Here is a 19,473-nt window from a genome sequence, read left to right on the forward strand (position 1 = left end):
GAGTTTCGCTGTCTGACCAGGCGGAGCGACGATGGTCCGGTACGTGCCGATGTTCCCGGTACGCCGGGCCTGACCCTGAAAGCAGGGGGTAACCGACCAGTCGTACGAGAACCGAGGAGCCCATGTCCGCCGAGAGCACGTCAGGGCCGCACATACCCGAGCCCCCCACGACGGCCGTCGGCCGCCGCGGCAAGGGCCGACGCCGCAAGCCGCCCGGCGGTGGCCACCGGGCGCTGCGGGTCACGGCCTGGACGGCGGCGGGCATCCTCGTCCTCGGCGGCACCGGCGTCGGCTACCTGTACTTCAAGCTCAACGGCAACCTCAGAACCGTCGACATCAACCAGATGCTCGGCTCCGACCGGCCCGCCAAGGTCGACAACGGTTCCGAGAACATCCTGGTCCTCGGCTCGGACACGCGCTCCGGCGCCAACCGGAAGCTCGGCGGCGGCGCCGACGACGGCAGCGCCCGCTCCGACACGGCGATGATCGTCCACGTCTACAAGGGACACCGGCAGGCGAGCGTGGTCTCCATCCCCCGGGACACCCTCATCGACCGCCCCTCCTGCACGGACGCGCAGGGCACCACGCACGACGCCGCGACCGGGGTGATGTTCAACTCCGCGTACTCCACCGGGGGCGCCACCTGCGCCGTCAAGACGGTCGAGGCCGTGACCGGCATCCGTATGGACCACTACCTGGAGGTCGACTTCTCCGGCTTCCAGAAGCTCGTCGACGAACTCGGCGGGGTCACCCTCACCACCACCAGGGCCATCGACGACCCGCAGAGCCACCTCGACCTCAAGGCCGGCGAGCACACCCTCGACGGGCAGCAGGCGCTCGGCCTGGTGCGCACCCGGCACGGCGTCGGCGACGGCTCCGACCTGGGGCGCATCCAGCTCCAGCAGGCGTTCGTGAAGGCGCTGATCAACCAGGTCGAGCAGGTGGGGGTGTTCACCAGCCCGAAGAAGCTGTACGACCTCGCCGACACCGCGACGAAGACCGTCACCGCCGACTCCGACCTCGGCTCGGTGAACTCCCTGATCGACTTCGCGAACGGGCTCAAGTCCATCGGTGCGCAGCACATGCACATGGTGACGATGCCGGTCCGGTACGACCCGTCCGACCCGAACCGGGTGGTGGTCGCCGAGGCGAAGGCGAAGCAGGTGTGGGCCGCACTGCGCGACGACGAGCCGATCCCGGCCTCCGCGACCAAGGGGACGGCGACGGGGCAGGCCGAGGGAGTCGTCACGTCGTCGTGAGGGTGCGGGCGGGCTGTGGCTTGTCGCGCAGTTCCTCCCCCAGCCTTCGGCCGGGGGTACCCCCAGCGCCCCTGAAGGGGCGCTGCAGCAGACGCCCCTGAAAGCGTCGCGCCTCGCCCCCTATGGGCGTAGCCCCTGGAATAAAGATCCAAGCCCCCCGGTTTTGGGAGATACGGCCAGCCCTGGCAGACTGGACCGTCGGCCCCGGTTCACGCCCCGCAGCCCGCGACGGCGACCCGGTGCCCTCCCGATATCTAGGAGAACCCCTTGAAGCGCGACATCCACCCCGAGTACGTCGAGACGCAGGTCAGCTGCACCTGTGGCGCCTCGTTCACCACTCGTAGCACGATCACCAGCGGCACCATCCGTGCCGAGGTCTGCTCCGAGTGCCACCCGTTCTACACGGGCAAGCAGAAGATCCTCGACACCGGTGGCCGTGTGGCCCGCTTCGAGGCCCGCTTCGGCAAGGCTGCCGCCGGCTCCAAGAAGTAGCGAGCCCGACTTCGCCGGTCCACGGCACGCCCCCCGTGCGGGGTGTGCCCGGACCGGCGTTTTTGGTCGCCCGCCCTTCCTTCCCCCGTGCCGCAGCAGTATCAGGAGCCAAACATGTTCGAGGCCGTCGAGGAACTCGTCGTCGAGCACGCAGACCTGGAGAAGAAGCTCGCCGACCCGTCGGTCCACGCCGACCAGGCCAACGCGCGCAAGCTGAACAAGCGCTACGCCGAACTCACCCCGATCGTCGCCACGTACCGCTCCTGGAAGCAGACCGGCGACGACATGGAGACCGCGCGTGAACTGGCCGCCGACGACCCCGACTTCGCCGCCGAGGTCAAGGAGCTGGACAAGCAGCGCGACGAGCTCACCGAGAAGCTGCGGCTGCTGCTGGTGCCCCGGGACCCGTCCGACGACAAGGACGTCATCCTGGAGATCAAGGCCGGCGCGGGCGGCGACGAGTCCGCGCTGTTCGCCGGCGACCTGCTGCGCATGTACCTGCGGTACGCCGAGCGCGTCGGCTGGAAGACCGAGATCATCGACGCCACCGAGTCCGAGCTGGGCGGCTACAAGGACGTCCAGGTCGCCGTGAAGACCAAGGGCGGCCAGGGCGCCACGGAGCCGGGGCAGGGTGTCTGGGCGCGGCTGAAGTACGAGGGCGGCGTGCACCGCGTGCAGCGGGTGCCGGCGACCGAGTCGCAGGGCCGGATCCACACCTCCGCGGCCGGTGTGCTCGTCACGCCGGAGGCCGAGGAGGTCGACGTCGAGATCAACCCCAACGACCTGCGGATCGACGTCTACCGGTCCTCCGGGCCCGGCGGGCAGTCCGTCAACACCACCGACTCCGCCGTGCGCATCACGCACCTCCCCACCGGGGTCGTCGCCTCCTGCCAGAACGAGAAGAGCCAGCTCCAGAACAAGGAGCAGGCCTTGCGTATCCTGCGCTCCAGGCTGCTCGCCGCGGCTCAGGAGGAGGCGGAGCGGGAAGCCGCCGACGCCCGCCGCAGCCAGGTCCGCACCGTCGACCGCTCCGAGAAGATCCGCACGTACAACTTCCCGGAGAACCGCATCTCGGATCACCGCGTCGGCTTCAAGGCGTACAACCTGGACCAGGTCCTGGACGGCGACCTCGACGCGGTCATCCAGGCCTGCGTCGACGCGGACTCGGCCGCCAAGCTCGCGGCCGCGTAAGGCACGTACGGCACGTACGGAACGTACGAGTTACGACACGGAGGACCAGCGTGCAGCAAGAATTTGGGGGGCGACCCCCAAGCCCCCGCAGTGTGCTGCTCGCCGAGGTGGCGCAGGCCGCCCAGCGGCTGGCCGACGCCGGCGTGCCCTCGCCGCGCAACGACGCGGAGGAGCTCGCCGCGTTCGTGCACGGCGTGAAGCGGGGCGCGCTGCACACCGTCAAGGACGCGGACTTCGACGCCCGCTACTGGGAGGTCATCGCCCGCCGGGAGCAGCGCGAGCCGCTCCAGCACATCACCGGGCGGGCGTACTTCCGCTATCTCGAACTCCAGGTGGGTCCGGGGGTGTTCGTGCCGCGCCCGGAGACCGAGTCGGTGGTCGGGTGGGCCATAGACGCGGTGCGGGCCATGGACGTCGTCGAGCCGCGCATCGTCGACCTGTGCACCGGTTCCGGTGCCATCGCGCTCGCCCTCGCGCAGGAGGTCCCGCGCTCGCGCGTGCACGCCGTGGAGCTGTCCGAGGAGGCGCTCCGGTGGACCCGCAAGAACATGGCGGGCTCCCGGGTGGACCTGCGCCAGGGAGACGCCCTGGACGCCTTCCACGACCTCGACGGCCATGTCGACCTGGTCATCTCCAACCCTCCGTACATCCCGCTCACCGAGTGGGAGTACGTCGCCCCCGAGGCTCGCGACTACGACCCCGAACTCGCGCTGTTCTCCGGCGAGGACGGCCTGGACCTCATCCGGGGCATCGAGCGCACCGCGCACCGGCTGCTGCGCCCCGGAGGCGTCGTCGTCATCGAGCACGCCGACACCCAGGGCGGCCAGGTGCCGTGGATCTTCACCGAGGAGCGGGGCTGGGCCGACGCGGCCGACCACCCGGACCTCAACAACCGCCCCCGCTTCGCGACCGCCCGCAAGGCGCTGCCGTGAGCACCCCGCATGCGGCGCGTACCCCGCAGGCAGTGTTTCCCGAAGTCCAGAGTTACGTGTACGAGGAGGCCCGCTAGACATGGCACGGCGATACGACACCAACGACGCGACCGACCGCGTGACGGGTCTGCGCGAGGCCGCGTCCGCCGTCCGCCGGGGGGAACTGGTGGTGCTGCCGACCGACACGGTGTACGGCATCGGCGCCGACGCGTTCACCTCGGAGGCGGTCGCCGACCTCCTCGACGCCAAGGGCCGGGGCCGCAACATGCCCACCCCGGTGCTGATCGGCTCCCCGAACACCCTGCACGGTCTCGTCACCGACTTCTCCGAGCTGGCCTGGGAGCTGGTCGACGCGTTCTGGCCGGGCGCGCTCACCCTGGTCGCCAAGCACCAGCCGTCCCTCCAGTGGGACCTGGGCGACACCCGTGGCACGGTCGCCGTGCGCATGCCACTGCACCCGGTCGCCATCGAACTGCTCACCGAGGTCGGCCCGATGGCCGTCTCCTCCGCCAACCTCACCGGTCACCCCTCGCCGGAGACCTGTGACGCCGCGCAGGACATGCTCGGCGACTCCGTCTCCGTGTACCTCGACGGCGGTCCGACCCCGGGCAACGTGCCGTCCTCGATCGTCGACGTCACCCGTGAGGTTCCGCTGCTGCTGCGCGCGGGCGCGATCTCGGCGGAGGAGCTGCGCAAGGTCGTACCCGACCTCGAGGTGGCGAATTGACAGCCCCTGACGCGGGGCGTGGCATAGGCAACGGGGAGCGCGCGGCGGAGATCACGACGACGTTCGTGGGGCTGCCGCGCGACAGCTTCCGCATCCTCCACGTCAGCACCGGCAACGTGTGCCGCTCGCCGATCACCGAGCGGCTGAACCGCCACCTCGTGACCGACCGGCTCGGCACGTTCCTGGGCGGCGGGCTGATCGTGGAGAGCGCGGGCACCTGGGGCCACGAGGGCGCCCCCATGGAGGCGAACGCGGAGGCCGTGCTCGCCGACTACGGCGCGGACGCCTCCGGGTTCGTGGGCCGGGAACTGCTCGACGAGCACGTCATCCGGGCCGACCTGGTGCTGACGGCCACCCGCGACCACCGCGCCCAGGTCATCTCCATGGGCCACTCCGCGGGCCTGCGCACGTTCACCCTGAAGGAGTTCACCCGGCTGGTCCGCGCGATCGACCCGGCGACCCTGCCGCCGCTCACGGACGGCGTGGTCGTCCGCGCCCGCGCGCTGGTCCGCGCGGCCGCCGCGCTGCGCGGCTGGCTGCTGGCCCCGACCGCGGAGGCGGACGAGGTCCACGACCCGTACGGTGCCCCGCTGCCGTTCTTCCAGTCCATCGGCGACGAGATACATGAGGCGCTGGACCCGGTGGTGACGGCGCTGACAGGTGTTCCGGCGCGGATGTAGCGACCCTCCGCACCCGTACGCACAAACCGCGCGTCCGTCGCATACCGGGCCTACATTGGACCTACGTCACCGCCGACCGCCCGGAGCCCGTCATGTCGGTCACCCCTGCCCTCGACGAGGGCGATCTGCTGCTGCGGCGCCAGGACCCCGAGCTGGCCGAGCTCTTGCTGGGGGAGCTGGCCCGGCAGTCGACGTCGTTGCAGCTGATCGCCGCCGAGAACTTCAGTTCCCCGGCCGTGCTGGCGGCGCTCGGCTCGCCGCTCGCCAACAAGTACGCCGAGGGGTATCCGGGCGCCCGGTACCACGGCGGCTGCGAGATCGTCGACGTCGCCGAGCGGCTCGCCGTCGAGCGTGCCAAGGCCCTGTTCGGCGCCGCCCACGCCAACGTGCAGCCCCATTCGGGCTCCTCCGCCGTGCTGGCGGCCTACGCCGCGCTGCTGCGCCCCGGTGACACCGTGCTCGCCCTCGGGCTGCCCTACGGCGGTCACCTCACGCACGGGTCGCCGGCCAACTTCTCCGGCCGCTGGTTCGACTTCATCGGGTACGGGGTGGACGCGGAGAGCGGGCTCGTCGACTACGACCAGGTGCGCGCGCTGGCCCGGTCGCACCGGCCCAAGGCGATCGTGTGCGGATCCATCGCCTACCCCCGCCACCTCGACTACGCCCTCTTCCGTGCGATCGCCGACGAGGCGGGCGCGTACCTGATCGCCGACGCCGCCCACCCGATCGGGCTCGTCGCGGGGGGAGCGGCGCCGAACCCGGTGCCGTACGCCGACGTGGTGTGCGCCACCACGCACAAGGTGCTGCGCGGGCCGCGCGGCGGGATGCTGCTGTGCCAGGCGCCCGAGCTGGCCGAGCGCCTGGACCGGGCGGTGTTCCCGTTCACCCAGGGCGGCGCGCAGATGCACAGCGTCGCCGCCAAGGCGGTCGCGTTCGGGGAGGCGGCGACACCGGCGTTCAGCGCGTACGCCCATCAGGTGGTCGCCAACGCGAAGGTGCTCGCGGCCCGTCTCGCCGAGCACGGGCTCGTGGTCACGACCGGCGGCACCGACACCCATCTGATCACCGTCGACCCCGCCCCGCTCGGCGTGGAGGGGCGCGTCGCCCGGGGACGGCTGGCCGCCGCCGGGATCGTCCTCGACTGCTGTGCTCTTCCGCACGGTGACGCACGCGGGCTGCGGCTGGGCACGGCGGCCGTGACCACCCAGGGCATGGGGGAGGAGGAGGTGACCCGGATCGGGGACCTGCTGGCGGCCGTGGTGCGCGGGACGGAGGTGGGGAGGGTGCGTGACGAGGTGCGGGAGCTCACGGGTAGATTTCCGCCGTATCCCCGCTGAGACGGGGTAGGCGCAGCGTCGTAGGCACCGTTGTGCGCCCGGTTCACAGCCGCACGTGCAACCATCGTCGCTACCCGGAAGTCCCCATCCATATGCGTCCCTCGCTAGGGTGTGGGGCTGTGATGGCCAGCGAGACCTGTGGGGAAGCCCGTGCGTGAATACCTGCTGACGCTCTGCATCACGGCCGCGGTGACGTATCTGCTGACAGGGCCGGTACGGAAGTTCGCGATCGTGGCCGGGGCGATGCCGGAGATCAGGGCCCGTGACGTGCACCGGGAACCCACTCCGCGGCTCGGCGGTATCGCCATGTTCTTCGGGCTGTGCGCGGGTCTGCTGGTCGCCGACCACATGACCAACCTCAACGAGGTCTTCGAGAAGTCCAACGAGCCGCGCGCGCTGCTCTCCGGGGCGGCGCTGATCTGGCTGATCGGTGTGCTCGACGACAAGTTCGAGATCGACGCCCTGATCAAGCTGGGCGGTCAGATGATCGCCGCGGGCGTCATGGTCATGCAGGGTCTGACGATCCTGTGGCTGCCCATCCCGGGTGTCGGCACGGTGGCGCTGACCCCGTGGCAGGGCACCCTGCTGACGGTGGCGCTGGTGGTGATCACCATCAACGCGGTGAACTTCGTGGACGGCCTGGACGGCCTGGCCTCCGGCATGGTGTGCATCGCCGCCGCGGCGTTCTTCATGTACGCCTACCGGATCTGGTACTCGTACGGCATCGAGGCCGCCGCCCCGGCCACGCTGTTCTCGGCGATCCTGATGGGCATGTGCCTGGGCTTCCTGCCGCACAACATGCACCCCGCGCGGATCTTCATGGGCGACTCCGGCTCGATGCTGATCGGCCTGGTGCTGGCCGCGGGCGCGATCTCGGTCACGGGCCAGGTGGACCCGGACGTGATGAACCTGTTCGCCGGGTCCGAGCGCAACGCGGTCCACCAGATGGTGCCGGTCTACATCCCGCTGCTGCTGCCGCTGACGATCATCGCGGTGCCGGCCGCCGACCTGGTCCTCGCGATCGTGCGGCGCACCTGGCGCGGCCAGTCGCCGTTCGCGGCGGACCGCGGGCACCTGCACCACCGGCTGCTGGAAGTCGGCCACTCGCACAGCAGGGCCGTGCTGATCATGTACTTCTGGGCGGCCCTGATCGCCTTCGGGGCGCTGGCCTACTCCGTGAACTCCGCGTCCATGTGGATCGTGCTCGGGGTGGTCTTCTTCAGCGCGGTCGGCCTGGCGCTGCTCCTGCTGCCGCGCTTCACCCCGCGGGCCCCGATGTGGGCGCAGTCCTTCGTGCCGCCGCGTTACCGCCGCCGCAGGGCCGCCCTGGCGGCCCAGGCGCCCGCCGCCGCAACTCCGCAGCCGGCGGCTGTAGTTGCGGCTCCGGAGCGCGGTCAGGCAAACGGTGCGACGGCCATCGGAGCCCGCTCCCGCGTGCTGGACCGGCGCACCTCGGGAAGCTCGCGCTGACCCTCGCCAAGGTAAGAATCTGACTAGAGCATTGCCAAGTCGTGGGGGAGTAAACACCCCCAATACCAGACAGAACGGCCCGGTTTTCGCTCAGACGGGCAGGTTCACTCTCATGTGTGACACCAAGCACACCCAACAGGTAAAGACCTCATCAAATAGTTTGTGATACGGTTCACGAGAACCCCGGACAGAGCCGACGGACGCAACCGCGTTGGTCCATTGGCGTGAGGCAGGCGTGAGGTTTTCGCCCCTCCGACCGGGACTACGCTCGTCCATGACGACACCTGCCCCCTGTGAAAGCGGAGTTGCCGCCATGCCGTCCAATGACGCCCGGATCCTGGCCCAGGCCGCCGTACCCACGGCCGCCGTCGGCGTGCTCGCCGCCGTCGTCGGCGGTGTGGTCGCGGGCGGCAAGGGAGTGATCGGGGCGCTCGTCGGGACGGTGATCGTGATCCTCTTCATGGGGATCGGTCTCTATGTCCTGCAGCGCACGGCCAGGTCCATGCCGCAGCTCTTCCAGATGATGGGCCTGATGCTCTACGCGGCCCAGCTCCTGCTGCTGGTCGTCTTCATGGCCGTGTTCAAGAACACGACGCTGTTCAACCCCCGGGCCTTCGCCATCACGCTCGTGGTCGCCACCCTCACGTGGATCGCCGCGCAGACCCGCGCCCACATGAAGGCCAAGATCCTCTACGTCGAACCGGACAAGGCCGACAAGGCCGAGAAGACCGGGCATTCGTCGTGAGGGGTAGGGCCGGGATAAAGACGTACGAGAGATCCTGCTATCGTCCGGTGCCAACTGCGGCATCGCGGGCGCGGGCATCTGAGCTGACGCCTGCTCAATCGCGAGGCGAGATGCCCCCCAGCCGCCCTCACATCCGTAACACCAGTCCCGTGCCGAACCGCGGCCCTGCGCCGCGCCGACACAACGAGGTTGCCGTACCCATGCGCCACGATGAAGGAGCCCGCGGTGAGTGCTGACCCGACGCAGACGCTCGCTTTCGACACGAGCTGCCACCTGTTCGACGGGTGTGGCTTCCCGGCTCCGGGCCTGCACTCGTTCCTGTTCAAGCCGCTCTTCGGCGACGCGGACAGCAGCGTGTACTTCAACAAGACGATGCTGCTGGCGCTGCTCGGGTCGATCATCATCGTGGGCTTCTTCTGGGCCGCCTTCGCGCGTCCGAAGGTTGTCCCGGGCAAGCTCCAGATGATCGCCGAGACCGGCTACGACTTTGTCCGTCGCGGCGTCGTCTACGAGACCATCGGCAAGAAGGAAGGCGAGAAGTACGTCCCGTTCGTCGTCTCGCTGTTCTTCTTCATCTGGATGATGAACCTGTGGTCGATCATCCCGATCGCCCAGTTCCCGGTCACCGCGATCATCTCGTACCCCGCGGTGCTGGCCGCCCTCGTGTACATCACGTGGGTCGTGCTCACCTTCAAGCGCCAGGGTTTCGTCGGCTTCTTCAAGAACGTCACCGGCTACGACAAGACGCTCGGCCCGGTGCTCCCGCTGTCGATGACGATCGAGTTCTTCTCGAACCTGATCGTCCGGCCGTTCACCCACGCCGTACGACTCTTCGCGAACATGTTCGCCGGTCACACCCTGCTGCTGCTCTTCACGATCGCCAGCTGGTACATGCTGAACGGCATCGGCATCGCCTACTCCGGTGTCTCGTTCGTCATGGTCCTCGTGATGACCGCCTTCGAGCTCTTCATCCAGGCTGTCCAGGCGTACGTCTTCGTACTGCTGACCTGCAGCTACATCCAGGGCGCGCTCGCCGAGCACCACTGAGCGCCAGCCCGACCACCCACCCAGGCATCCGGTGGCCAACCCCCACCGGTCATTGAAAGAGAAGGAAGAACCGGCATGTCCGCTCTCGAAACCATTGCCGCCGGCGTCCAGATCAAGGGCAACCTCGGTTCCATCGGTTACGGCCTCGCGGCGATCGGCCCGGGCGTCGGTATCGGCATCATCTTCGGCAACGGCACGCAGGCGCTCGCCCGTCAGCCCGAGGCCGCCGGCCTCATCCGCGCCAACCAGATCCTCGGCTTCGCCTTCTGTGAGGCGCTCGCCCTGATCGGTCTGGTCATGCCGTTCGTCTACCCGGCCTCCTGACCCGACCGTCGCGCACTTTTAGACGAAAGGCACTGATATGAGCCCCCTGGTTCAGCTGGCGGCGGAGGAGGCCGAAAACCCCCTCATCCCGCCGATCCCAGAGCTCGTCATCGGCCTCATCGCCTTCGTCATCGTCTTCGGCTTCCTCGCCAAGAAGCTCCTTCCGAACATCAACAAGGTTCTGGAGCAGCGCCGCGAGGCGATCGAGGGCGGTATCGAGAAGGCCGAGGCCGCGCAGACCGAGGCCCAGAGCGTCCTTGAGCAGTACAAGGCGCAGCTGGCCGAGGCCCGTCACGAGGCCGCGCGCCTGCGCCAGGAGGCTCAGGAGCAGGGCGCCGCGCTCATCGCCGAGATGCGCGCCGAGGGCCAGCGGCAGCGTGAGGAGATCGTCGCCGCCGGGCACGCCCAGATCGAGGCCGACCGCAAGTCGGCCGCGCAGGCCCTACGTCAGGACGTCGGCCAGCTGGCCACCGACCTGGCCGGCAAGCTCGTCGGCGAGTCCCTCGAGGACCACGCCCGGCAGAGCCGCGTCATCGACCGCTTCCTCGACGAACTCGAGGAGAAGGCCGAGGCGGCTCGATGACAGCGCACGGAGCGAGCCGCGAGGCCCTGGCAGCCGGACGCGAGCGTCTCGACGCGCTCACGGACTCCGTGTCCGTGGACGCGACGCGGCTCGCCGACGAGCTGGCGGCCGTCACCGCGCTGCTCGACCGCGAGGCGGGCCTGCGTCGGGTCCTCACCGACCCGGCGCAGTCCGGCGAGGCCAAGGCCGAGCTGGTCCGCCGCCTGGTCGGCGGGCAGGTCTCCGGGACCACCGCCGACGTGGTGGCCGGTCTGGTCCGCTCCCGCTGGTCGCAGCCCCGCGACCTGGTGGACGCGCTGGAGGAGCTGGCGGACGTCGCCGACCTCACCGCCGCGCAGAAGTCGGGCACGCTGGACGACGTCGAGGACGAGCTGTTCCGGTTCGGCCGGATCGTCTCCTCCAGCACCGAGCTGCGCGCCGCGCTCACCGACCGCAAGGCGACCGGCGCCGCCAAGATCGAGCTGCTGCACCGGCTGCTCGGCGGCCGGGCCAAGCCCGCCACCGAGCGTCTGGTCACGCGCCTCGTGACCGCGCCGCGGGGACGTAGCCTGGAAGCGGGCCTGGAGGCCCTGTCCAAGCTCGCCGCGGAGCGCCGCAACCGCGTCGTCGCCGTCGTCACCTCGGCGGTCCCGCTGAGCGAGCCGCAGAAGCAGCGCCTGGGCGCCGCCCTCGCGAAGCTCTACGGCCGCACGATGCACCTGAACCTCGACGTCGACCCCGACGTCGTCGGCGGGATCCGGGTGCAGGTCGGTGACGAGGTCATCAACGGTTCGATCGCGGACCGGCTCGAGGACGCGGCCCGCCGCATGGCGAGCTAGCACCCAACTCAAGAGTCAGTACGTACTTACGGCCCTGGTTGGGCCGGTGTGCAGAAGAATCCTGGGGGTCGCCCCCAGACCCCCCAAGTGAAACTTCGGGCCCAACAAGGAGAGCAGGGAACCCAGATGGCGGAGCTCACGATCCGGCCGGAGGAGATCCGGGACGCGCTGGAGAACTTCGTCCAGTCGTACCAGCCGGACGCGGCCTCGCGCGAGGAGGTCGGTACGGTCACCCTTGCCGGCGACGGCATCGCGAAGGTCGAGGGTCTTCCCTCGGCCATGGCCAACGAACTGCTGAAGTTCGAGGACGGCACCCTCGGCCTCGCGCTGAACCTGGAAGAGCGCGAGATCGGCGCCATCGTCCTCGGTGAGTTCAGCGGCATCGAGGAGGGTCAGCCGGTGCAGCGCACCGGTGAGGTCCTCTCCGTCGCGGTCGGCGAGGGCTACCTCGGCCGCGTCGTCGACCCGCTCGGCAACCCGATCGACGGCCTCGGCGAGATCGAGACGTCCGGCCGCCGTGCCCTGGAGCTGCAGGCTCCGGGCGTCATGGCCCGTAAGTCGGTGCACGAGCCGATGGAGACCGGCTACAAGGCCGTCGACGCCATGACCCCGGTCGGCCGCGGCCAGCGTCAGCTGATCATCGGCGACCGCCAGACCGGCAAGACCGCCCTGGCCGTCGACACCATCATCAACCAGCGCGACAACTGGCGCTCGGGCGACCCGAAGAAGCAGGTCCGCTGCGTCTACGTCGCCATCGGCCAGAAGGGCTCGACCATCGCCTCCGTGCGTGGCGCCCTCGAAGAGGCCGGCGCGCTGGAGTACACGACCATCGTCGCCGCCCCGGCGTCCGACCCGGCCGGCTTCAAGTACCTGGCGCCGTACACCGGCTCGGCCATCGGCCAGCACTGGATGTACGACGGCAAGCACGTCCTCATCATCTTCGACGACCTGTCGAAGCAGGCCGACGCCTACCGCGCCGTGTCGCTGCTGCTGCGCCGCCCGCCGGGCCGTGAGGCCTACCCGGGTGACGTCTTCTACCTGCACTCCCGTCTCCTGGAGCGCTGCGCCAAGCTCTCCGACGACATGGGTGCCGGCTCGATGACCGGTCTGCCGATCGTCGAGACCAAGGCCAACGACGTCTCGGCGTTCATCCCGACCAACGTCATCTCCATCACCGACGGCCAGTGCTTCCTGGAGTCGGACCTGTTCAACGCCGGTCAGCGCCCCGCGCTGAACGTCGGTATCTCCGTCTCCCGAGTCGGCGGTTCCGCGCAGCACAAGGCGATGAAGCAGGTCTCCGGCCGACTGCGTCTGGACCTGGCCCAGTACCGCGAGCTGGAGGCGTTCGCCGCCTTCGGTTCCGACCTGGACGCCGCGTCGAAGTCGCAGCTGGAGCGTGGCCAGCGTCTGGTCGAGCTGCTCAAGCAGGCCCAGTACCAGCCGATGTCCACCGAGGACCAGGTCGTCTCCGTGTGGGCCGGCACCACCGGCAAGATGGACGACGTCCCGGTCTCCGACATCCGCCGCTTCGAGAAGGAGCTGCTGGAGTACCTGCACCGCAAGGAGCAGGGCCTCATGACCTCCATCAAGGAGGGCGGCAAGATGTCGGACGACACCCTCACCGCTGTCGCCGACGCGATCGCCGAGTTCAAGAAGCAGTTCGAGACCTCGGACGGCAAGCTTCTCGGCGAGGACGCCCCGGCCGCGGCCAAGTGACGTAAGGAAGGGACCTGACTCATGGGAGCTCAGCTCCGGGTCTACAAGCGTCGCATCCGATCCGTCACCGCGACCAAGAAGATCACCAAGGCGATGGAGATGATCGCCGCCTCGCGTGTCGTCAAGGCGCAGCGCAAGGTGCGGGCCTCCGCGCCGTACGCGACCGAGCTCACCCGCGCGGTCACGGCGGTCGGTACCGGGTCGAACACCAAGCACCCGCTGACCACCGAGGCGGAGACGCCGACGCGTTCCGCGGTGCTGCTCCTGACGAGCGACCGCGGTCTCGCCGGCGCCTTCAACTCCAACGCGATCAAGGCCGCCGAGCAGCTGACGGCGCGTCTCGAGGCCGAGGGCAAGGAGGTCGACACCTACATCGTCGGCCGCCGCGGTCTGGCCCACTACAACTTCCGCGAGCGCAAGGTCGTGGAGTCGTGGTCGGGCTTCACCGACGAGCCCTCGTACGCGGACGCCAAGAAGGTCGCGGCGCCGCTGATCGAGGCCATCGAGACGGAGACGGCGGACGGCGGGGTGGACGAGCTCCACATCGTCTACACCGAGTTCGTGTCGATGATGACGCAGACGGCGCTCGACGCCCGGCTGCTGCCGCTGCGCCTCGAAGAGGTCGCGGAGGAGGGCGCCGCCAAGGGCGACGAGATCCTCCCGCTGTACGACTTCGAGCCCTCGGCGGAGGACGTCCTCGACGCCCTGCTGCCGCGCTACGTGGAGAGCCGCATCTACAACGCGCTGCTCCAGTCGGCGGCTTCGAAGCACGCCGCCACGCGGCGCGCGATGAAGTCGGCCACCGACAACGCGGGCGAGCTGATCAACACGCTCTCCCGTCTTGCCAACGCGGCCCGCCAGGCCGAAATCACCCAGGAAATCAGCGAGATCGTCGGAGGCGCCAGCGCCCTGGCCGACGCGACCGCGGGGAGTGACCGATAAATGACCACCACTGTTGAGACCGCGACGGCCACGGGCCGCGTCGCCCGGGTCATCGGCCCGGTCGTCGACGTGGAGTTCCCCGTCGACGCGATGCCGGAGATCTACAACGCCCTTCACGTCGAGGTGGCCGACCCGGCCAACGCCGGCGAGAAGAAGACGCTGACCCTGGAGGTCGCCCAGCACCTGGGTGACGGCCTGGTCCGCACCATCTCGATGCAGCCCACCGACGGCCTGGTCCGCCAGGCCCCGGTCACCGACACCGGCGACGGCATCACCGTCCCGGTCGGCGACTTCACCAAGGGCAAGGTGTTCAACACCCTCGGTGAGGTGCTGAACGTCGACGAGCAGTACACGGGCGAGCGCTGGTCCATCCACCGCAAGGCCCCGAACTTCGACGAGCTCGAGTCGAAGACCGAGATGTTCGAGACCGGCGTCAAGGTCATCGACCTGCTCACCCCGTACGTCAAGGGTGGCAAGATCGGTCTGTTCGGCGGTGCCGGTGTCGGCAAGACGGTGCTCATCCAGGAGATGATCTACCGCGTCGCCAACAACCACGACGGTGTCTCCGTGTTCGCCGGTGTCGGCGAGCGCACCCGTGAGGGCAACGACCTCATCGAGGAGATGGCCGACTCGGGCGTCATCGACAAGACCGCCCTGGTCTTCGGCCAGATGGACGAGCCCCCGGGCACCCGTCTGCGCGTCGCGCTGGCCGGCCTCACCATGGCCGAGTACTTCCGTGACGTCCAGAAGCAGGACGTGCTGTTCTTCATCGACAACATCTTCCGCTTCACGCAGGCCGGTTCCGAGGTCTCGACCCTGCTCGGCCGGATGCCCTCCGCGGTGGGCTACCAGCCGAACCTGGCCGACGAGATGGGTCTCCTCCAGGAGCGCATCACCTCGACCCGTGGTCACTCGATCACCTCGATGCAGGCGATCTACGTCCCCGCGGACGACCTGACCGACCCGGCCCCGGCCACCACCTTCGCCCACCTCGACGCGACGACGGTGCTCTCCCGTCCGATCTCGGAGAAGGGCATCTACCCGGCCGTGGACCCGCTGGACTCCACGTCCCGGATCCTGGACCCGCGGTACATCGCGGCGGACCACTACAACACCGCCATGCGGGTGAAGACGGTCCTCCAGAAGTACAAGGACCTCCAGGACATCATCGCGATCCTCGGTATCGACGAGCTGGGCGAGGAGGACAAGCTCACCGTCCACCGCGCCCGTCGCGTGGAGCGCTTCCTGTCCCAGAACACCCACGTCGCCAAGCAGTTCACCGGCGTCGACGGGTCGGACGTCCCGCTGGACGAGTCGATCGCCGCGTTCAACGCGATCATCGACGGCGAGTACGACCACTTCCCGGAGCAGGCGTTCTTCCTGTGCGGTGGCATCGAGGACCTCAAGGCCAACGCCAAGGAGCTGGGCGTCTCCTGAGCCCCGTGCTCTGACGGAGGGGGCGGGCGCGTCCCGCCCCCTCTCTCACGCCCTCTAGAATTGACCCCAACACCCGGCACCCCCTGCCGGGTGGTGACCCGAGGAGCCACCTTGGCTGCTGAGCTGCACGTCGCGCTGGTCGCGGCCGACCGAGAGGTCTGGTCCGGCGAGGCCACCCTGGTCGTCGCGCGCACCACGTCCGGCGACATCGGCGTCATGCCCGGTCACCAGCCGCTGCTCGGTGTGCTGGAGTCGGGCCCGGTGACCATCCGTACGAGTGAAGGCACCACGGTCGTCGCCGCGGTGCACGGCGGTTTCATCTCGTTCGCGGACAACAAGCTGTCGCTGCTGGCCGAGATCGCCGAGCTGTCGGACGAGATCGACGTCCAGCGCGTCGAGCGGGAGCTGGAGCGTGCGAAGGCGGAGGGCGACGCCACCGCCGAGCGGCGCGCCGACGTCCGCCTGCGGGCGGCGACGGCACGCTGACACCGCACGCTGTGCAATGACGTCATCCAGCCGCGGCTGGGACCTTCGGGTCCCAGCCGCGGCTGAGGTAGATCTGGGTCTTTTTACGTTCCATTACCTAGGAGACGGGGAGGTCGGTGCCGATGGTCCTCGCTCTGACTGTGGCCGGAATCGTGGTCGCGCTGGTGGTGGTGGGACTGTTCCTCTTCGGTCTGCGCCGCAGACTGATCCAGCGCTCCGGCGGCACCTTCGACTGTTCGCTGCGCTGGGACATCCCCGAGAAACCCGACGCCAACGGCAAGGGCTGGAGCTACGGCGTCGCCCGCTACAACGGTGACAGCGTCGAGTGGTACCGGGTCTTCTCCTACGCCTACCGCCCCCGCCGGGTCCTGGAGCGCGCCCAGATCGAGGTGGCCGGCCGCCGGCTTCCCGAGGGCGAGGAGGAACTGGCGCTGCTCTCCGACGCCGTGATCCTCTCCTGTACCCATCGGGGCACCCGCCTCGAACTCGCGATGAGCGAAGACGCGCTGACCGGATTCCTCGCGTGGCTGGAAGCAGCCCCGCCCGGTCAGCGCGTCAATGTGGCGTAGCCACATTCACCCTCCCCCAGACGAAGTGGTGTCCGGAGGAGGGCGAACGTTGCTCGGCGCTCTTACAGGTTGTTGCTGATGGCGCTCACCAGTTCGCCGTTGCTCGTGTCGCCGCTGAACTCCCAGAAGAACGCGCCGCCGAGGCCCTGGGACTTCGCCCAGCTCATCTTCCCGGCGATGGTCGACGGGGTGTCGTACGACCACCAGTTGCTGCCGCAGTGGGCGTACGCCGTGCCCGCGATCGTGCCGGTGGCCGGGCAGGACGTCTTGAGGACCTTGTAGTCCTCGATGCCCTGCTCGTAGGTGCCCGCCGCGGGTCCGGTGGCCGTGCCGCCCGGGGCGTCCTGGGTGACACCGGTCCAGCCGCGTCCGTAGAACCCGATCCCGATCAGCAGCTTGCTCGCGGGCACCCCGATCGCCTTGAACTTGGCCATCGCGTCGGCGGTGGTGTAGCCCGCCTTCGGGATGCCGGTGTACGAGGTGAGCGGGGAGTGCGGGGCGGTCGGGCCGGAGGCGTCCCAGGCACCGAAGAAGTCGTACGTCATCACGTTGTACCAGTTGACGTACTGTGCGGCGCCCGCGTAGTCGGCGGCCTCGATCTTGCCGCCGGCCGAGCCGTCGGCGGTGGTGGCCGCGGTGACCAGGGCGCTGGAGCCGAACCTGGCGCGCAGTGCGGCCATCACGTTCCTGAAGGCCGCCGAGCCGCTGGTGTCGCAGCTCAGTCCGCAGGCGTTCGGGTACTCCCAGTCGATGTCGATGCCGTCGAAGACGTCGGCCCAGCGGGAGTCCTTGACCAGGTTGTAACAGGAGTCCGCGAACGCGGTCGGGTTGGCCGCCGCCTGCGCGAAGCCGCCGGACCAGGTCCAGCCGCCGAAGGACCACAGGATCTTCAGGTTCGGGTACTTGGCCTTCAGCTCGCGCAGCTGGTTGAAGTTGCCGGCCAGCGGCTGGTCCCAGGTGTCGGCGACGCCGCTGACCGACTGGTCGGCGGTGAACGTCTTCTGGTAGTCCGCGTAGGCGTCGCCGATCGCGCACTGGCCGTTGGTGACGTTGCCGAAGGCGTAGTTGATGTGCGTGATCTTCGCGGCGGAGCCGGACGTCACCAGGTTCTTGACGTTGTAGTTGCGGCCGTAGATGCCCCACTCGGTGAAGTAGCCGAGCTTGACCTTGTCACCGGTGGTCGGGGGAGTGGTCGTACCGCCGGTGGTGTGCACCGCGACCGCGCCGCTGACCGGGCCGGTCTGGTTCGCGGTGTCCCGGGCCTGGACGGTGTACGAGTAGTCGGTGCCGGCCGTGAGACCCGTGTCGGTGTACGAGGTGGTGGTGACCGTGGCGACGACCTTGCCGTCGCGCAGCACGTCGTAGTTCTTGACGCCCTTGTCGTCGGTGGCCGCGGACCAGCTCAGCTTCACCGAGGTGTCGGTGATGCCGGAGGCGGTGGGGGTGCCGGGCGCGGACGGGGCCGAGTCGCCGGGGGTGGTGGTGCCCCCGTCACAACTTCCGCCGTTGATCAGGCAGTTGCTCGGCGATCCGGAGCCGGCCCCGTTGAAGCCGAAGGAGACGGAGGCGCCGGGGGCGAGGGTGCCGTTGTAGGACTTGTTCTTGGCGGTCCAGTGGGTGCCGGAGGAGGTGACGTCGGCGTCCCAGGCGGACGTCACCGAGGTCCCGGAGGGGAAGTCCCATTCGACGGTCCAGGAACTGATGGCGGCGGTGCCGGTGTTCTTGACGGTCCACTGGCCGCCGAAGCCGGTGCCCCAGTCCGAGGTCTTGGTGAAGGTCGCGGTCGCGGCCGTCGCGGCCTGGGCGGGGCTCGCGAGGCCGACCAGACCGGCCAGCGGGAGCAACAGGGTCGCGAACCCTGCCGCGGCTCTGTGTCTGAAGCGCATGCTGCGCCTCCCTCTTCGTCGGGGTGACGTGGGCATGACTGAGCCTTCATGCCCATGGTGTCGCGAGAATAGAAAGGTCTGGACCACCGGTCAATAGGTCTGGACCACCCTCGCGACACCGAGGTCGCTCCCCAACTCCCCTGCCGGGGCCGGGACTACCGCTCCCCGCCCGGCACCCACAGCACGTCACCGGTGTCCTTGTTGGCCGTGCGGGCCAGGATGAACAGCAGGTCCGACAGCCGGTTGAGATAGGTCGCCGTCAGCGGGTTCATCGTCTCGCCGTGCGCCTCCAGGGCGGCCCACGTCGATCGTTCGGCCCGCCGCACCACCGTGCAGGCCTGGTGGAGCAGGGCCGCGCCCGGGGTGCCGCCCGGCAGGATGAAGGAGCGCAGTTTCTCCAGGCGCTCGTTGAAGCGGTCGCAGTCCGCCTCCAGCCGGTCGACGTAGAACTGCTCCACCCGCAGCGGCGGGAACTGCGGGTTCTCCACCACCGGCGTCGACAGGTCGGCGCCCACGTCGAACAGGTCGTTCTGCACCCGGGTGAGGACGGCGACGAGCTCCTCGTCCAGCCCGCCCAGCGCGATCGCCGTCCCGATCACCGCGTTCGCCTCGTTGGCGTCCGCGTAGGCCGAGATCCGGAGATCGGTCTTGGCGACCCGGCTCATGTCCCCGAGGGCGGTGGTGCCCTGGTCGCCGGTCCTGGTGTAGATGCGCGTCAGATTGACCATGTGACCAGCCTAGGGCCCTTCTGATGGATCTCCGTGGGAGAAGGAGCGGTGTTCGGTGCGTGCGATCGGCGTGCGGGGTGGCGGGTCATGTGGCGGAGCCACCT

General features: G+C 69.3%; 20 protein-coding genes. 18 read left to right on the plus strand and 2 right to left on the minus strand.

Annotated elements, in window-relative coordinates:
* Positions 1-122: 122 nt before the first annotated feature.
* The 18 genes from AB0958_RS28880 to AB0958_RS28965 all read left to right on the plus strand — a co-directional run bounded on the left by AB0958_RS28880 (position 123) and on the right by AB0958_RS28965 (position 16,755).
* Positions 123-1,259: an LCP family protein gene (locus AB0958_RS28880; RefSeq protein WP_366893416.1), complete on the plus strand. Its 1,137-nt coding sequence runs from the start codon at positions 123-125 to the stop codon at positions 1,257-1,259.
* Between the two features lie 267 nt (positions 1,260-1,526).
* On the plus strand, positions 1,527-1,751 hold the full coding sequence (gene rpmE / locus AB0958_RS28885) for a 50S ribosomal protein L31 (RefSeq protein ID WP_062155333.1): 225 nt from the start codon (positions 1,527-1,529) through the stop codon (positions 1,749-1,751).
* Between the two features lie 114 nt (positions 1,752-1,865).
* The gene (prfA, locus tag AB0958_RS28890) at positions 1,866-2,942 is read left to right on the plus strand and encodes a peptide chain release factor 1 (RefSeq protein ID WP_366893417.1); all 1,077 of its coding nucleotides are present in this window, start codon (positions 1,866-1,868) and stop codon (positions 2,940-2,942) included.
* Positions 2,943-3,034: 92 nt separating this feature from the next.
* Positions 3,035-3,874, plus strand: coding sequence for a peptide chain release factor N(5)-glutamine methyltransferase (prmC, locus tag AB0958_RS28895; RefSeq protein WP_366893426.1), 840 nt, complete (start codon positions 3,035-3,037; stop codon positions 3,872-3,874).
* Between the two features lie 79 nt (positions 3,875-3,953).
* A complete protein-coding gene (locus tag AB0958_RS28900; RefSeq protein ID WP_358983049.1) occupies positions 3,954-4,601 on the plus strand; it encodes an L-threonylcarbamoyladenylate synthase in 648 nt (215 codons plus the stop codon).
* On the plus strand, positions 4,598-5,281 hold the full coding sequence (locus tag AB0958_RS28905) for a protein-tyrosine-phosphatase (RefSeq protein WP_366893418.1): 684 nt from the start codon (positions 4,598-4,600) through the stop codon (positions 5,279-5,281). Before AB0958_RS28900 ends, AB0958_RS28905 begins: the two co-directional genes overlap by 4 nt.
* A 92-nt stretch (positions 5,282-5,373) precedes the next feature.
* Complete coding sequence (glyA, locus tag AB0958_RS28910) at positions 5,374-6,618, plus strand: serine hydroxymethyltransferase (RefSeq protein ID WP_366893419.1); 1,245 nt, start codon at positions 5,374-5,376, stop codon at positions 6,616-6,618.
* A 150-nt stretch (positions 6,619-6,768) separates the two neighbouring features.
* The gene (locus AB0958_RS28915) at positions 6,769-8,088 is read left to right on the plus strand and encodes an MraY family glycosyltransferase (protein WP_366893420.1); all 1,320 of its coding nucleotides are present in this window, start codon (positions 6,769-6,771) and stop codon (positions 8,086-8,088) included.
* A gap of 313 nt (positions 8,089-8,401) precedes the next feature.
* Positions 8,402-8,833 carry a hypothetical protein gene (locus AB0958_RS28920; protein ID WP_366893421.1) on the plus strand — a complete coding sequence of 144 codons (432 nt, stop codon included), beginning with the start codon at positions 8,402-8,404 and terminating at the stop codon, positions 8,831-8,833.
* A gap of 210 nt (positions 8,834-9,043) precedes the next feature.
* Entirely contained in the window at positions 9,044-9,880 is an 837-nt protein-coding gene (atpB, locus tag AB0958_RS28925) for a F0F1 ATP synthase subunit A (RefSeq protein ID WP_132888905.1), read from the plus strand.
* A 75-nt stretch (positions 9,881-9,955) separates the two neighbouring features.
* Entirely contained in the window at positions 9,956-10,204 is a 249-nt protein-coding gene (gene atpE / locus AB0958_RS28930) for an ATP synthase F0 subunit C (RefSeq protein WP_132888906.1), read from the plus strand.
* A 37-nt stretch (positions 10,205-10,241) separates the two neighbouring features.
* The gene (locus AB0958_RS28935) at positions 10,242-10,787 is read left to right on the plus strand and encodes a F0F1 ATP synthase subunit B (protein WP_360524971.1); all 546 of its coding nucleotides are present in this window, start codon (positions 10,242-10,244) and stop codon (positions 10,785-10,787) included.
* Positions 10,784-11,605 carry a F0F1 ATP synthase subunit delta gene (locus AB0958_RS28940; RefSeq protein ID WP_132888908.1) on the plus strand — a complete coding sequence of 274 codons (822 nt, stop codon included), beginning with the start codon at positions 10,784-10,786 and terminating at the stop codon, positions 11,603-11,605. Before AB0958_RS28935 ends, AB0958_RS28940 begins: the two co-directional genes overlap by 4 nt.
* Before the next feature lie 126 nt (positions 11,606-11,731).
* Positions 11,732-13,321 carry a F0F1 ATP synthase subunit alpha gene (gene atpA / locus AB0958_RS28945; protein WP_366893422.1) on the plus strand — a complete coding sequence of 530 codons (1,590 nt, stop codon included), beginning with the start codon at positions 11,732-11,734 and terminating at the stop codon, positions 13,319-13,321.
* Between the two features lie 21 nt (positions 13,322-13,342).
* Entirely contained in the window at positions 13,343-14,263 is a 921-nt protein-coding gene (locus AB0958_RS28950) for a F0F1 ATP synthase subunit gamma (RefSeq protein WP_132888910.1), read from the plus strand.
* Complete coding sequence (gene atpD / locus AB0958_RS28955) at positions 14,264-15,700, plus strand: F0F1 ATP synthase subunit beta (protein ID WP_358983031.1); 1,437 nt, start codon at positions 14,264-14,266, stop codon at positions 15,698-15,700.
* Between the two features lie 111 nt (positions 15,701-15,811).
* Positions 15,812-16,186: a F0F1 ATP synthase subunit epsilon gene (locus AB0958_RS28960; protein WP_132888912.1), complete on the plus strand. Its 375-nt coding sequence runs from the start codon at positions 15,812-15,814 to the stop codon at positions 16,184-16,186.
* A 122-nt stretch (positions 16,187-16,308) separates the two neighbouring features.
* Complete coding sequence (locus AB0958_RS28965; protein WP_132888913.1) at positions 16,309-16,755, plus strand: DUF2550 domain-containing protein; 447 nt, start codon at positions 16,309-16,311, stop codon at positions 16,753-16,755.
* A gap of 62 nt (positions 16,756-16,817) precedes the next feature.
* Here the strand turns inward: AB0958_RS28965 and AB0958_RS28970 are convergent, their stop codons facing one another.
* Both AB0958_RS28970 and AB0958_RS28975 read right to left on the minus strand, forming a co-directional pair.
* Entirely contained in the window at positions 16,818-18,641 is a 1,824-nt protein-coding gene (locus AB0958_RS28970) for a glycoside hydrolase family 18 chitinase (protein ID WP_366893423.1), read from the minus strand.
* Positions 18,642-18,796: 155 nt separating this feature from the next.
* Positions 18,797-19,369: a cob(I)yrinic acid a,c-diamide adenosyltransferase gene (locus AB0958_RS28975; RefSeq protein WP_366893424.1), complete on the minus strand. Its 573-nt coding sequence runs from the start codon at positions 19,367-19,369 to the stop codon at positions 18,797-18,799.
* Positions 19,370-19,473: the final 104 nt, after the last annotated feature.

This window comes from Streptomyces sp. NPDC006655 (genome assembly GCF_040703965.1).
Taxonomy (GTDB): Bacteria; Actinomycetota; Actinomycetes; order Streptomycetales; family Streptomycetaceae; genus Streptomyces.

Coding starts and splice junctions, on each gene's coding strand:
- AB0958_RS28920 (WP_366893421.1), top strand. CDS start 8,402: ATGCCGTCCAATGACGCCCGGATCCTGGCCCAGGCCGCCGTACCCACG.
- AB0958_RS28900 (WP_358983049.1), top strand. CDS start 3,954: ATGGCACGGCGATACGACACCAACGACGCGACCGACCGCGTGACGGGT.
- AB0958_RS28965 (WP_132888913.1), top strand. CDS start 16,309: ATGGTCCTCGCTCTGACTGTGGCCGGAATCGTGGTCGCGCTGGTGGTG.
- AB0958_RS28975 (WP_366893424.1), bottom strand. CDS start 19,369: ATGGTCAATCTGACGCGCATCTACACCAGGACCGGCGACCAGGGCACC.
- glyA (WP_366893419.1), top strand. CDS start 5,374: ATGTCGGTCACCCCTGCCCTCGACGAGGGCGATCTGCTGCTGCGGCGC.
- atpA (WP_366893422.1), top strand. CDS start 11,732: ATGGCGGAGCTCACGATCCGGCCGGAGGAGATCCGGGACGCGCTGGAG.
- AB0958_RS28935 (WP_360524971.1), top strand. CDS start 10,242: ATGAGCCCCCTGGTTCAGCTGGCGGCGGAGGAGGCCGAAAACCCCCTC.
- AB0958_RS28970 (WP_366893423.1), bottom strand. CDS start 18,641: ATGCGCTTCAGACACAGAGCCGCGGCAGGGTTCGCGACCCTGTTGCTC.
- AB0958_RS28880 (WP_366893416.1), top strand. CDS start 123: ATGTCCGCCGAGAGCACGTCAGGGCCGCACATACCCGAGCCCCCCACG.
- atpD (WP_358983031.1), top strand. CDS start 14,264: ATGACCACCACTGTTGAGACCGCGACGGCCACGGGCCGCGTCGCCCGG.
- AB0958_RS28950 (WP_132888910.1), top strand. CDS start 13,343: ATGGGAGCTCAGCTCCGGGTCTACAAGCGTCGCATCCGATCCGTCACC.
- atpE (WP_132888906.1), top strand. CDS start 9,956: ATGTCCGCTCTCGAAACCATTGCCGCCGGCGTCCAGATCAAGGGCAAC.
- AB0958_RS28940 (WP_132888908.1), top strand. CDS start 10,784: ATGACAGCGCACGGAGCGAGCCGCGAGGCCCTGGCAGCCGGACGCGAG.
- prfA (WP_366893417.1), top strand. CDS start 1,866: ATGTTCGAGGCCGTCGAGGAACTCGTCGTCGAGCACGCAGACCTGGAG.
- atpB (WP_132888905.1), top strand. CDS start 9,044: ATGAAGGAGCCCGCGGTGAGTGCTGACCCGACGCAGACGCTCGCTTTC.